The 13,231-nt window shown below is 72.0% G+C and carries 10 protein-coding genes; 3 read left to right on the top strand and 7 right to left on the bottom strand.

Features of this window, described 5'->3' with window-relative positions:
* Nucleotides 1-3 precede the first annotated feature (3 nt).
* The 5 genes from ACZ4XJ_RS05535 to ACZ4XJ_RS05515 all read right to left on the bottom strand — a co-directional run bounded on the left by ACZ4XJ_RS05535 (nucleotide 4) and on the right by ACZ4XJ_RS05515 (nucleotide 7,594).
* Complete coding sequence (locus ACZ4XJ_RS05535; RefSeq protein ID WP_281206378.1) at nucleotides 4-978, bottom strand: HpcH/HpaI aldolase/citrate lyase family protein; 975 nt, start codon at nucleotides 976-978, stop codon at nucleotides 4-6.
* On the bottom strand, nucleotides 975-3,035 hold the full coding sequence (locus ACZ4XJ_RS05530; protein WP_362882223.1) for a protein meaA: 2,061 nt from the start codon (nucleotides 3,033-3,035) through the stop codon (nucleotides 975-977). The genes ACZ4XJ_RS05535 and ACZ4XJ_RS05530 overlap by 4 nt, the downstream gene beginning before the upstream one ends.
* A gap of 22 nt (nucleotides 3,036-3,057) precedes the next feature.
* Entirely contained in the window at nucleotides 3,058-4,395 is a 1,338-nt protein-coding gene (gene ccrA, locus ACZ4XJ_RS05525) for a crotonyl-CoA carboxylase/reductase (protein ID WP_468495396.1), read from the bottom strand.
* Nucleotides 4,396-4,812: 417 nt separating this feature from the next.
* Complete coding sequence (locus ACZ4XJ_RS05520; protein ID WP_384001593.1) at nucleotides 4,813-5,628, bottom strand: TetR family transcriptional regulator; 816 nt, start codon at nucleotides 5,626-5,628, stop codon at nucleotides 4,813-4,815.
* Nucleotides 5,629-5,791: 163 nt separating this feature from the next.
* Entirely contained in the window at nucleotides 5,792-7,594 is a 1,803-nt protein-coding gene (locus ACZ4XJ_RS05515; RefSeq protein ID WP_362882229.1) for a 3-hydroxyacyl-CoA dehydrogenase family protein, read from the bottom strand.
* 459 nt (nucleotides 7,595-8,053) lie between these two features.
* On the opposite strand from ACZ4XJ_RS05515, the gene ACZ4XJ_RS05510 reads away from it, so the two are divergent.
* The gene (locus tag ACZ4XJ_RS05510; RefSeq protein WP_468495395.1) at nucleotides 8,054-8,623 is read left to right on the top strand and encodes a HEAT repeat domain-containing protein; all 570 of its coding nucleotides are present in this window, start codon (nucleotides 8,054-8,056) and stop codon (nucleotides 8,621-8,623) included.
* Nucleotides 8,624-8,689: 66 nt separating this feature from the next.
* Here the strand turns inward: ACZ4XJ_RS05510 and ACZ4XJ_RS05505 are convergent, their stop codons facing one another.
* Complete coding sequence (locus tag ACZ4XJ_RS05505; protein ID WP_468495394.1) at nucleotides 8,690-10,303, bottom strand: alpha/beta hydrolase; 1,614 nt, start codon at nucleotides 10,301-10,303, stop codon at nucleotides 8,690-8,692.
* Nucleotides 10,304-10,415: 112 nt separating this feature from the next.
* Nucleotides 10,416-11,540, bottom strand: coding sequence for an Rv2578c family radical SAM protein (locus ACZ4XJ_RS05500; RefSeq protein ID WP_468495393.1), 1,125 nt, complete (start codon nucleotides 11,538-11,540; stop codon nucleotides 10,416-10,418).
* A gap of 173 nt (nucleotides 11,541-11,713) precedes the next feature.
* On the opposite strand from ACZ4XJ_RS05500, the gene ACZ4XJ_RS05495 reads away from it, so the two are divergent.
* Nucleotides 11,714-12,157, top strand: a complete 444-nt coding sequence (locus ACZ4XJ_RS05495; protein ID WP_468495392.1) for an SRPBCC family protein — start codon at nucleotides 11,714-11,716, stop codon at nucleotides 12,155-12,157.
* A 239-nt stretch (nucleotides 12,158-12,396) separates the two neighbouring features.
* Nucleotides 12,397-13,230 carry a M55 family metallopeptidase gene (locus ACZ4XJ_RS05490; RefSeq protein WP_362882239.1) on the top strand — a complete coding sequence of 278 codons (834 nt, stop codon included), beginning with the start codon at nucleotides 12,397-12,399 and terminating at the stop codon, nucleotides 13,228-13,230.
* Nucleotide 13,231 lies beyond the last annotated feature (1 nt).

Genomic DNA, 13,231 nt, shown 5'->3' with positions numbered 1-13,231 from the left:
TTTCTAGCCGACGGGGATTTCGAACTTGCTGGTGCGCCGCATGCCCGCCGCGCGTCCCTTGCCGGCGATGACCAGGGCCATCTTGCGGCTGGCCTCGTCGATCATCTCGTCGCCGAGCATCGCCGAACCCTTCTTGCCGCCGGCCTCGGAGGTGCACCAGTCGTACGCGTCGAGGATCAGCTCGGCGTGGTCGTAGTCCTCCTGCGAGGGGGAGAAGACCTCGTTCGCCGCGTCGACCTGGCCGGGGTGCAGCACCCACTTGCCGTCGAAGCCGAGGGCCGCGGCGCGGCCGGCGACCTCGCGGTAGCCGTCCACGTTCTTGATCTGGAGGAAGGGCCCGTCGATCGCCTGGAGGTCGTGCGTGCGGGCGGCCATCAGGATGCGCATCAGGATGTAGTGGTAGGCGTCCGCGCCGTAGCCGGGCGGCTGCATGCCCACGACCAGGGACTTCATGTTGATCGAGGCCATGAAGTCGGCCGGCCCGAAGATGATGGTCTCCAGGCGCGGCGAGGCGCCCGCGATGGCGTCGACGTTCACCAGGCCCTTGGCGTTCTCGATCTGCGCCTCGATGCCGATCTTGCCGACCTCGAAGCCCATGGTCTTCTCGATCTGGGTGAGCAGCAGGTCGAGGGCGACGATCTGCTGGGCGTCCTGGACCTTCGGCAGCATGATGCAGTCGAGGTTCTGGCCCGCGCCCTCGACGACCGTGATGACGTCGCGGTACGTCCAGTGCGTCGTCCAGTCGTTGACGCGCACCACCCGGGTCTTGCCGGTCCAGTCGCCGTTGTTCAGCGCGTCCACGATGGTGTGGCGGGCGCCTTCCTTGGCGAGCGGGGCGCAGGCGTCCTCCAGGTCCAGGAAGACCTGGTCGGCGGGCAGGCCCTGGGCCTTCTCCAGGAAGCGCGGGTTGGAACCCGGCACCGCGAGGCAGGAACGGCGCGGCCGCAGCCGGTTCACCGGGGAAGAGGGCGTGGTCATGCGGGGACCTCCGTGCTTTCGAGAGAGTCGAGCTTGTTGGCCTTGCGGATCTCGTCGACGATACGGCCGATGATCTCCGTGATGCCGAAGTCCTTCGGAGTGAACACGGCGGCCACCCCGGCCGCCTTCAACGACACCGCGTCGGCCTGGGGAATGATGCCGCCGACGATGACGGGGATGTCGCCCGCCCCCGCCGCCCGCAGGCGTTCCAGGACGTCGGGGACGAGCGCGCTGTGCGATCCGGACAGGATGGACAGTCCCACGCAGTGGACGTCCTCGGCCAGCGCCGCCGAGGAGATCTCCTCGGGCGTCAGCCGGATGCCCTGGTAGACCACCTCGAAGCCCGCGTCGCGGGCCCGGACGGCGATCTGCTCGGCGCCGTTGGAGTGCCCGTCCAGGCCGGGCTTGCCGACCAGCAGGCGCAGTCGGCCCGAGCCGAGCTCGTCGGCCGTGCGGGAGACCTTCTCGCGGACGAGGGCCATCGGCGTGCCCGCCTCGGCGGTGACCGCGACCGGGGCCGAGGAGACCCCCGTCGGGGCCCGGAACTCGCCGAAGACCTCGCGCAGGGCGCTCGACCACTCGCCGGTGGTGACGCCGGCGCGGGCGCACTCCAGGGTGGCCTCCATCAGGTTCTCGGTGCCCGCCGCGGCTTCCTTGAGGCGTTCGAGGGCCTGCTGGGTGGTGGGGAAGACGAAGGGGTCGCCGTTGCCCTGACGGTCGGAGGACTCCTGCCGTTCGGCGCGCCAGCGGCGGATGCGCTCCACGGTCAGCGCCTCGGTGGCCGGGTCGACGGTCATGATGGCGCCGTCCAGGTCGGCGGTGAGCGGGTTCTCCTCGGTCTGCTGGAAGCAGTTGACGCCGACGATCTTGTCCTCGCCGGCCTCGATCCGGGCGCGCCGCTCGGCGTGCGAGGAGACCAGCTGCGACTTGAGGTAGCCGGACTCGACGGCGGCCATCGCGCCGCCCATCTCCTGGATCCGGTCGATCTCGGCGAGGCACTCCTCGACCAGGGAGGCGACCTTCGCCTCGATGACGTGGGAGCCCGCGAAGACGTCCTCGTACTCCAACAGGTCGCTCTCGTGGGCCAGCACCTGCTGGATGCGCAGCGACCACTGCTGGTCCCACGGCCGGGGCAGGCCCAGCGCCTCGTTCCAGGCGGGCAGCTGCACCGCGCGGGCGCGGGCGTCCTTGGAGAGGGTGACGGCCAGCATCTCCAGCACGATGCGCTGGACGTTGTTCTCGGGCTGTGCCTCGGTCAGGCCCAGGGAGTTGACCTGGACGCCGTAGCGGAAGCGCCGCTGCTTCTCGTTGGTGATGCCGTAGCGCTCGTGGGTGACCTTGTCCCAGATGCGGCCGAAGGCGCGCATCTTGCACATCTCCTCGATGAAGCGGACGCCCGCGTTCACGAAGAAGGAGATCCGGGCGACGACCTCGCCGAACCGCTCCTCGGGCACCTGGCCCGAGTCGCGCACGGAGTCCAGGACGGCGATGGCGGTGGACATCGCGTACGAGATCTCCTGGACCGGGGTGGCCCCGGCCTCCTGCAGGTGGTAGCTGCAGATGTTGATCGGGTTCCACTTCGGGATGTGGTTGACCGTGTAGGCGATCATGTCCGTCGTCAGGCGGAGCGAGGGCCCGGGCGGGAAGACGTGCGTCCCGCGCGAGAGGTACTCCTTGACGATGTCGTTCTGGGTGGTGCCCTGGAGCAGGGCGATGTCCGCGCCCTGCTCCTCGGCGGCCACCTGGTAGAGCGCCAGCAGCCACATGGCGGTGGCGTTGATCGTCATCGAGGTGTTCATCTGCTCCAGGGGGATGTCCTGGAACAGCCGGCGCATGTCACCCAGGTGGGAGACCGGGACCCCGACCCGACCGACCTCGCCGCGGGCGAGGATGTGGTCGGGGTCGTAGCCCGTCTGCGTCGGCAGGTCGAAGGCGACGGACAGGCCGGTCTGGCCCTTGGCGAGGTTGCGGCGGTACAGCTCGTTGGACGCCTCGGCCGTGGAGTGGCCGGCGTACGTCCGCATGAGCCACGGCCTGTCCTTCTGGCGCTCTGTCATCTCAGGCGATCCTCTGCGGACTTCAGATGTTCCGGAACCGGTTGATGGCGTCGAGGTGCTGGGCGCGCAGCTCGTGGTCGCGGACGCCCAGGCCCTCCTGGGGGGCCAGCGCGAGGACGCCGACCTTGCCCTGGTGGAGGTTGCGGTGGACGTCGTAGGCGGCCTGGCCGGTCTCCTCCAGGGAGTAGACCTTCGACAGCGTGGGGTGGATCTTGCCCTTGGCGATGAGGCGGTTGGCCTCCCACGCCTCGCGGTAGTTCGCGAAGTGCGAGCCGATGATGCGCTTGAGCGACATCCACAGGTAGCGGTTGTCGTACTCGTGCATGTAGCCCGAGGTGGACGCGCAGGTGGTGATGGTGCCGCCCTTGCGGGTGACGTAGACGCTGGCGCCGAAGGTCTCGCGGCCGGGGTGCTCGAAGACGATGTCGATGTCCTCGCCGCCGGTCAGCTCGCGGATGCGCTTGCCGAAGCGCTTCCACTCCTTGGGGTCCTGGGTGTGCTCGTCCTTCCAGAACTTGTAGCCCTCGGCGTTGCGGTCGATGACCGCGGTCGCGCCCATGGCCCGGCAGATATCGGCCTTCTCCGGGCTGGAGACCACGCAGATCGGGTTGGCGCCGCCGGCGAGGGCGAACTGGGTGGCGTACGAGCCGAGGCCGCCGCTGGCGCCCCAGATCAGCACGTTGTCGCCCTGCTTCATGCCGGCGCCGTTGCGGGAGACCAGCTGGCGGTAGGCGGTGGAGTTGACCAGGCCGGGGGAGGCGGCCTCCTCCCAGCTGAGGTGGTCGGGCTTGGGCATCAGCTGGTTGGACTTGACCAGCGCGATCTCCGCCAGGCCGCCGAAGTTGGTCTCGAAGCCCCAGATGCGCTGCTCGGGGTCGAGCATCGTGTCGTTGTGGCCGTCCGAGGACTCCAGCTCGACCGACAGGCAGTGCGCCACGACCTCGTCGCCGGGCCGCCAGGCGTTGACGCCGGGGCCGGTGCGCAGCACGACGCCCGCGAGGTCGGAGCCGATGACGTGGTACGGCAGGTCGTGGCGCTTGCTGAGCTCGCTGAGCTTGCCGTAGCGCTCCAGGAAGCTGAACGTGGAGACCGGCTCGAAGATCGAGGTCCACACGGAGTTGTAGTTGACCGACGAGGCCATGACGGCCACCAGGGCCTCGCCCGGGCCCAGCTCGGGCAGCGGGACCTGGTCGAGGTGGAGGGACTTGCGCGGGTCCTTCTCGCGGGTCGTGAGCCCCGCGAACATTTCCGCTTCGTCCTTGTGCACGGTGATCGCGCGGTACGAGTCGGGCAGCGGCAGCGCCGCGAAGTCTGCGGCGGTGGCGGACTGCGACTGAATCGCGTCCAGGATGTCCTTCACGGTATTGCCTCCGGCGAGCGCTGATGAGGGTGCGCTGAGGGATACGCGGTGTGCGCGGGGTACGTGTGGTGTGGGTGGTGCGAGTGCCGTCGGTCCGGCGGATCGGTGGTGCGGGCCTGCCTGTGGTGGGGCGGGCGGGAGCCTGGTGACGCAGGCATCCGGGGCGCGTTCCGCGCCGAGTGGGCGTGGGCCGCGGGGACGTCCGGACGAGATTCAACGTATGGCACCCCGTGTCACTCGACAAGGCACCGCGTGCCAAAACTTTCTCTCATTTGCCGATTGACCTGCGCAGATGAGCGATGATCGATCAGAGTTACCCGCGAGTAGGGGCAGAATGGACATACGACGACGGCCGCCCCCGAAACCGGGAGCGGCCGTTGTGACCGGAACCACCCGGCCGATGGCCGGGACGGTCGCCTACTTGTTCCTGAGCGCCTCTTCGATGGTCCGCATGACCTCGTCCAGCGGGGCGTCGGTGCGGGCCACCGCGACCAGCACCTCGCCCTCGGTGCGCACCGCCGCCGGCGCCGGCGGCGCGGTGGCGCCCGCCGTGCGGCCCGCGCCGATCCCGGAACCGAAGGTCTTGCGGACGATCGAGAAGGCGTGGTCCAGCTGCGTCTCGACGTCACCCTGCCCGCCGGCCCGCAACCAGCGGCGCAGTACGTGATTGTGGGCCGTCACCACCGCCGAGGCGGCCACCTCGGCCAACAGCGGGTCGTCGTTGCCGTCGTGGTGGTCGGTCTCGTCGAAGTGCGCCAGCAGGTAGCGGGTGAACAGCCGCTCGTAGCGGGCCACCGAGGCGATCTCCCGCTCGCGCAGCGCCGGTACCTCACGGGTCAGCCGGTAACGCTCCACCGACACCGAGGGGGAGGCGGCGTACATCTTCATGACTTCCTTGATGCCCCGGCACACCGTGTCGAGCGGGTGCTCGTGCGCCGGCGCCACGTCCAGCACGGCCTCGGCGCGGGTCAGGGTGTCGTCGTGGTCCGGGAAGATCGCCTCTTCCTTGGAGCGGAAGTGCCGGAAGAAGGTCCTGCGGGCCACCCCCGCGGTCGCGGCGATCTCGTCGACCGTCGTGGCCTCGTACCCCTTCGTCGCGAACAGCTCCATGGCCGCCGTGGCCAGCTCCCGGCGCATCTTGAGCCGCTGGGCGGCCGCTCGGGTGCCGGCCGCGCTCTCCGGGACGTCCGGGGCGGAGGAGGCGCGGGGCGAGGTCTTGGCGGGCTGGGACATAGAGCGAAAGTACTTCATTCGCGCGGGGGAGCGCGCCTGTGGGGGGTGGGCGGGGGACGGATGCGGGGGAGGGCCCGCACTGGGCTCGGGAGGGTTCGTCCGCCGTGAGGGTCCGGCGGACCCGAGCAACCCTCCCCACGCATCCTGCTCGGGGCCCGGCCGGTTACCGGCGGGCGTACTCACGGAATCCGCGGCCGGTCTTGCGCCCCAGGCAGCCCGCCGCCACGAGGTGCTCCAGCAGCGCGGACGGGGCCAGACCGGGATCGCGGAACTCCTGGTGGAGGACCTTCTCGATGGCGAGCGACACGTCCAGGCCGACCACGTCGAGGAGCTCGAAGGGCCCCATCGGGTAGCCGCCGCCCAGCTTCATCGCGGCGTCGATCTCGTCGATGCCCGCGTAGTGCTGCTCCACCATCTTGATGGCGTTGTTCAGGTACGGGAACAGCAGCGCGTTCACGATGAAGCCCGCCCGGTCGCCACAGTCCACCGGGTGCTTGCGCACCTTGCCGCAGACCTCGCGGACGGTGGCGTGCACGTCGTCGGCCGTCAGGACGGTCCGCACGACCTCGACCAGCTTCATCGCGGGGGCCGGGTTGAAGAAGTGCATCCCGATCACGTCCTGGGGCCGCGACGTCGCGCGGGCCACGGCGATCACCGGGAGCGAGGAGGTGGTGGTGGCCAGCACCGCGCCCGGCTTGCAGATCTTGTCCAGCCCGGCGAACAGTTCCTGCTTGACCGCGAGGTCCTCGGCGACGGCCTCCACGGCCAGGTCCACCTCGGCGAACGCCTCCAGCGAACCGGCCGGCGCGATCCGCCCCAGCGTGGCCGCGGCGGCCTCCTCGGTCAGTCGGCCCTTGGACACCGCACGGCCCAGGGACTTCCCGATCGCGGCCTTCGCGGCCTCCGCCTTCTCCTGGCTGCGGGCCGCCAGCACCACGTCGTACCCGGCCTGCGCGAAGACCTGGGCGATGCCGCTCGCCATCGTCCCGGAACCGGCCACGCCGACCGAGGACACCGGACGGCCGGCGCCGAGCAGCGAACCGTCCGGCGGGCTCTGCAGGTCGCGGACGATCACCGAACTGCCGGGAGCCTCGTACGTGTAGAAGCCGCGCCCGGACTTCTGGCCGGTCAGGCCGGCCTCGGCGAGGTGGCCGAGGATCGGGGCCGGGGCGTGCAGCCGGTCGCCGGAGGAGGCGTACATGGCCTCCAGGACGGTACGGGCCGTGTCCACGCCGACCAGGTCGAGCAGGGCCAGCGGCCCCATCGGCAGGCCGCAGCCGAGCCGCATGGCCGCGTCGATGTCCTCGCGGGAGGCGTACTTGGCCTCGTACATGGCGGCGGCCTGGTTGAGGTAGCCGAACAGCAGGCCGTCGGCGACGAATCCGGGCCGGTCGCCGACCGACACGGGTTCCTTGCCCAGTTCGCGGGCCAGCTCGGTGACGGCCTCGACGGCCGGCGGCGCGGTGAGCACGCAGGAGACGATCTCGACGAGCTTCATCGCGGGCGCCGGGTTGAAGAAGTGCAGGCCCAGCACGCGCTCGGGGCGCTGCGACTCGGCGGCCAGCCGGGTCACCGACAGGGCGTTGGTGCCGGTGGCCAGGATGGTGTCGGGCCGCACGATCGCGTCGAGCTCGCAGAACAGCCGGTGCTTGAGCTCGTAGTCCTCCGGGACGACCTCGATGACGAGGTCGGCGTCGGCGGCCGCGCCGAGGTCGGTGAAGGTGCGGAACCGGGCGAGGACACCCTCGCGCTCCTGCTCGGTGATCAGTTCCCGGGTGACGGAACGGGCCGTGGCGGAGGCGAGGGAGGCGGTGGCGCGCCGGGCGGCGGCCTCGCTGACGTCGATGCCGATGACCTCGCGGCCGGCCCGGGCGAGGATCTCGGCGATGCCGGTCCCCATGGTGCCGAGGCCGACGACGGCGACGGTCCGGAGGGTGGACTGACTGGACGTGGACGGACGGTCCATCGCGGGACTCCAGTGGGAAGAGGGTGACGACTGAGGGTGGCGGCGCGCGGTGCACGGCGCGCGCGGAGGCCGCACGGAGCTCCGTACGGAGGATCGTGCGGGAGCACGAGAAGCGGCACGCAAGGAACGGAAGCCGTCGGCGAGGAGCCGTGCGGAAGGAACCGTGCGGGGTGGGCCCGCAGGGAAGCGCCCGAAGGGTGGGGCGCGGCGGGCCGAACGAGCGGCACGACCCTGTCCCGGGGTCCTGCCGTGGTGGTGCGGTCGAACCGACTGGTACGGGGCGGCTGCGTCACCAGGCCGTTCCCGTACGTATGGCAGTGACTGTAACCCGCTGGTAACTGGTGCGCCAGAGTGCGGAGATGTGACCTGGAACGCCCAAATGTACCGATCATCGATCATCGATCAACGAGGTCTTCGGAACGCCTGATTCCGGGGACCTGGCGCCCCTAGGGTGGGCGGGTGAACGACGTGCTGGAGCGCCTGCGGGCGGAGTCGACCGGATCCCCGGAGTACGAGGCGCTGCTCACGGCGGACCCCGACGCCCTCGCGGACTCCCTGACCTCGGCCGGCCTGCCCCTGTGGGCCCGTGAACTGGCCGCGTACCGCCTCGGCCTGGCCGGGGACCGCCGCGCCTTCGAGGCGCTGGTGCTGCTCCTCAACCACCGGGACCCGCCGCGCTGCGAGGCCGCAGCCCGTGCGCTGGCCGTCCTCGACGACCCGCGCACCGCCCGCGCGGCCGCCGCCTTGGCCACCAACTCCCTGCGCACCGCCTACGCCCTGCACCCCGTACGGCTGCTGGCCGCGCTGCGCGCCCCCGAGTCGGCCCCCGCACTGATCGCCACCCTGTCGCGGCTCCTCGCGCCGCACGACCCGTACTGGCGGGTCGCGCTCGCCTGCGTGGAGGGGCTGGGGGCGCTGGCCGACGCCCGGGCCCGCGACGTCCTGGTCCGCGCGCAGTCCCACCCCCGCCTCGCGGTCGCCGCGACGGACGCCCTGACCCGCCTGCTGGGCGGCCACCCGGACGCGTAGGGCGTCCCGTTCGGACCCTGCCGACCGGCAGGATCCGACAAGGACGACCCGGATCCCCGACCGGGGTCAGCCGCGGAAGCCCAGGAGGCCGTGCAGGGCCGCGCCGCCCGCGGACGGCGGGACGGCCCTGGTCGCCGCGGCCGGGGTCGGGGCGGGCGGGGCCGGGCAGGTGGCGTCGGCGGCCGCTCCCGTGCGCAGGTACGCGGCGAGCTTCTCGTCCAGGCACTTGTTGCCGCTGAGGGCGATGCCGTGGTTGCCGCCGCCCTCCTCCACCACCAGTGCCGAACCCTTCAACTTGTCCCGCATGCTCACCGCCCCGCCGAACGGCGTGGCCGCGTCCTCCGTCGCCTGGAAAAGCAGCGCGGGTGGCAGCTCGGAGTTCGTCACGTCCGGCGCCCGCAGCGACTCCGCGGGCCAGAACGCGCAGGGCGCGTTGTACCAGGCGTTGTTCCAGGTCATGAAGGGCGCCTTGGCGTGCGTGCGCCACATGTCGGCGCGCCAGGCGTTCCAGTCGGTCGGCCAGGCCGAGTCCCGGCACTGCACCGCCGTGTACACGCTGTACCCGTTGCCCGCCGAGGGCTCCACCGCGCCGAACCGCTCGAACGCCGCCACCAGCGGCTTCGCGTCCTGCTTCAGGGCGTACGCCGCGAAGGCCTCGGCCAGCTTCGGCCAGTAGCCGTTGTAGTAGCCGCCCGGCATGTACGTGTCCTCCAGCTCGGCCGGGCCCACCTTGCCGCCCGCCGGGGTCCCGCGCAGCGCGTCCCGCATCCCGTACCAGAGCTTCTCGATCCGCGCCGGGTCGGTGCCCAGCCCGTAGGTGGAGTCGTACTTCGCCACCCAGGCCAGGAACGCCTTGTGGCGGGCGTCGAACGCCAGGTCCTGGGCGAGGTTGTCCTGGTACCAGACCCCGGCCGGGTCCACCACGGAGTCCAGGACGAGCCGGTGCACCCGGTCCGGGTGCAGGCGGGCGTACACCGCGCCGAGGTAGGTGCCGTACGAGTACCCGAAGTAGCTCAGGCGCTGTGCGCCCAGGGCCGTGCGCAGCACCTCCAGGTCGCGGGCGGCGGAGACGGTGCCCACGTACGGGAGCACGTCCGCGTGCTTGGCCCCGCAGGACTCGGCGAAGGCGCGCACCCGCTCCAGGTTGGCCCGCTCGGTCGCCGGGTCGAGCGGCACGGAGTCGGGGCGGACGGGCTTGAAGTGCCCGGCGGCGCAGTCCAGCGAGGGCTCGCTCCTGCCGACGCCCCGGGGGTCGAAGCCGATCACGTCGTACTGGGCGGCCACGTCCTTGGGCAGGGCGGAGGCGACGAACCCGGCCAGGGCGCGTCCGCTGCCGCCCGGGCCGCCCGGGTTGACCAGCAGCGGGCCCTGGGAGGTGGCGGCGGTGTGCGGCACCCGGGTCAGGGCCAGGGAGATCTGCCGCCCGGCGGGCCGGTCGTGGTCGAGCGGGACGGGCAGGGAGGCGCACTGGAGCGTCGGGTACCGCGGGGTCGCGCAGCCCGTCCAGCGCAGCGCCGCCCGCCCGGGCGCGGCGGCGGCCGGGGCGGCGGGGTCCGCCGGCGCGGCCGTGACGGGGCTCGTCAGCACGGCGGCGACGGCGGAGATCGACAGCAGGACGGCGGCACGCTTCTTGGCGGCGGCACGCCGCGCGACGGCGCGCTTCTTCGTGGGGTGGAGCATGGGGCCTCCCAGCCGAGGGTTCTGGGCGGAATCGTCCCGGAAACCGCGCCCGGAAAGCGGGATTGGGGCGCCCATTGGCCCGATGTGATGACCCTTCACGGGTCACCGCGGCTCACAACAGGGTCAGCTGCGTCGGCCCGGCCGCCGGCACCCCGGCCGCCCCCACCGCCGGCGACCGGACCGCCCGGGTCGGGCGGGACGCCCCACTGCCGGCCGGACCGATGCCGAATTCGGCGGCCAGCCGGTGGACTTGACGGGTGATCTGGCGCTGGTACCAGGTCGGCGCGTAGGAACCGCCCGCGTACATCCGTTCGTACCGTTCGACCAGGTGGGGGTGGTGCTCGCCCAGCCAGGCCGTGAACCACTCGCGCGCCCCGGGTCGCAGATGGAGTACCAGGGGTGTCACGGACGTGGCCCCGGACTCCGCGACGGCCCGGACGGTGTCCCGCAACTGCTCCGGGGAGTCGCCGAGGAAGGGGATCACCGGGGCCATCAGCACCCCGCACTCGATGCCCGCGTCCGTCAGGGTCCGGACGGCGTGCAGCCGGGCGGCGGGGGAGGGCGTACCGGGTTCCACGGTCCGCCACAGGGAGGTGTCGGTGAAGCCGACGGACACCGAGATGCCCACGTCGGTGACCTCGGCCGCCTCCCGCAGGAGGGGGAGGTCGCGCAGGATCAGGGTGCCCTTGGTCAGGATGGAGAACGGGTTGGCGCGCTCCCGCAGCGCCTCGATGATGCCCGGCATCAGCCGGTAGCGACCCTCCGCCCGCTGGTAGCAGTCCACGTTGGTGCCCATCGCGATGTGCGCGCCGGTCCACCGGGGCGCGGCGAGCTCGCGGCGCAGCACCTCCGGGGCGTTGGTCTTGACGACGATCTGCGAGTCGAACCCGAGACCCGTGTCGAGGTCGAGGTAGGCGTGCGTGCGGCGGGCGAAGCAGTACACGCAGGCGTGGCTGCACCCGCGGTACGGGTTGACCGTCCATTCGAACGGCATGCGCGAGGCGCCCGGGACCCGGTTCACCAGGGACCGGGCCCGCACCTCGTGGAAGGTGATCCCGCGGAACTCGGGGGTGTCGATGGTGCGGGTCACGACGGCGCCCGCCCCGAAGAGCGCGGCGGGGCCGCCGGCGGGCGCGGCTGCGGTGGTGTCGGCGGCGTCGGTCGTGCCCGGTCCGCGGGCGGCCTCGTCGGGGCCGTCGGTGGCGGTCGCGTTGTCGGTCAGGCTGTCCCAGCGCATCGGCGCCTCCTCGGTGGCTCGACCCCGAGAATAGAACAAACGTTCCCATGATCGTGCGGACCGGCACCTGCGGCCCGCACGGGCCGGTGGCCGGGCGGACCGGATTTGGGTGCCCGGGCCGGAGGTGGTTGGCTTCGCCGTGACGAGCGATCACAACTGCGGGAGGAACAGGTATGGCGCAGGTCGAGGCCACCACGGAGCGGATCATCGCGGCCGACGCGGAGACCGTGTTCGACACGCTGGCTGACTACAGCGGCTCCCGCGGCAAGCTGCTCCCCGAGCACTTCAGCGAGTACGAGGTCCGCGAGGGCGGCGACGGCGAGGGCACCCTGGTCCACTGGAAGCTCCAGGCCACCAGCAAGCGCGTGCGCGATTGCCTGCTGGAGGTCACCGAGCCCACGAACGGCCAGCTCGTGGAGAAGGACCGCAACTCCTCCATGGTCACCACCTGGACCGTGACCCCGGCCGGCGAGGGCAAGTCCAAGGTCGTGGCCAGCACCGTCTGGAACGGCGCCGGCGGCATCGGCGGCTTCTTCGAGCGCACCTTCGCGCCCAAGGGCCTCGGCCGCATCTACGACACCTTCCTCGACAACCTGGCCCGAGAAGTGGAGAACTGAGCGCGGCCGTTGGCGGGCCGCCCCCGGCGGCTCACCGGTTCGGGTGGAATTCCGGCGGCCCCCGGCCGCCGGAACCCCGGCCGGTCCCGGACCGCAGGCGCCCCCCGGAGCCGGCCTCCGCTCCCCGCGGTGCCGGGCGGCGTGGGTCGGGCGGCGTGGGTCGGGCGGCGTGGATCGGGCGGGATCCGCAGGAGACGGCCTAGGGTGGGCGATCCGCGACCCGACCCACCGGGGGCCCGATGAAGATCCTCATCTCCGCCGACATGGAAGGCGCCACGGGCGTCACCTGGCCCGAGGACGTCCTGCCCGGCGCGTCCCAGTGGGAACGCTGCCGCGGCCTGCTCACCTCGGACGTGAACGCCGCCGTACTCGGCTTCTACGACGGCGGCGCCGACCAGGTCCTCATCAACGAGGCCCACGCGACGATGCGCAACCTGCTGCTGGAGAAGCTCGACGCCCGCGCCGAACTGCTCACGGGCCGCCACAAGAACCTCTCCATGGTCGAGGGCGTCCAGCGCGGCGACATCGACGGCATCGCCTTCGTCGGCTACCACACCGGCGCCGGCGCCGAGGGCGTCCTCGCCCACACCTACCTCGCCAACTCCATCACCGGGGTCTGGCTGAACGGCCTGCCGGCCGGCGAGGGCACGCTCAACGCCCACGTCGTCGCCGAGTACGGTGTCCCCGTCATCCTCGTCACCGGCGACGACCTGACCTGCGTCGACGCGGCCGGCTACGCCCCGGACGCGATCACCGTCGCCGTCAAGGACCACGTGTCGCGCTACGCGGCCGTGTGCCGCACCCCCGCCCGCACCGCCGCCGACATCCGGGCCGCCGCCGCCGAGGCCGCGCGGCTCGCCGTCCGCCACGAACCGGTGCGCGGCGGCCCCTTCACCGTCGAGGTGGAGTTCGACGCCGAACACCTGTCGCTCGCCGCCGCCGTCGTCCCCGGCGTCGAACGCTCCGGCGAGCGCCGCGTCGCCTACACCAGCGGGACCATGTACGAGGGGATCCGCACCTTCAAGACGGTCACGACGGTCGTCTCGGCGGCCGTGGAGGAGCAGTATGGCTGAC

Source organism: Streptomyces sp. NPDC029836, assembly GCF_055574495.1.
This window is presented reverse-complemented; position numbering and strand designations above follow the sequence as displayed.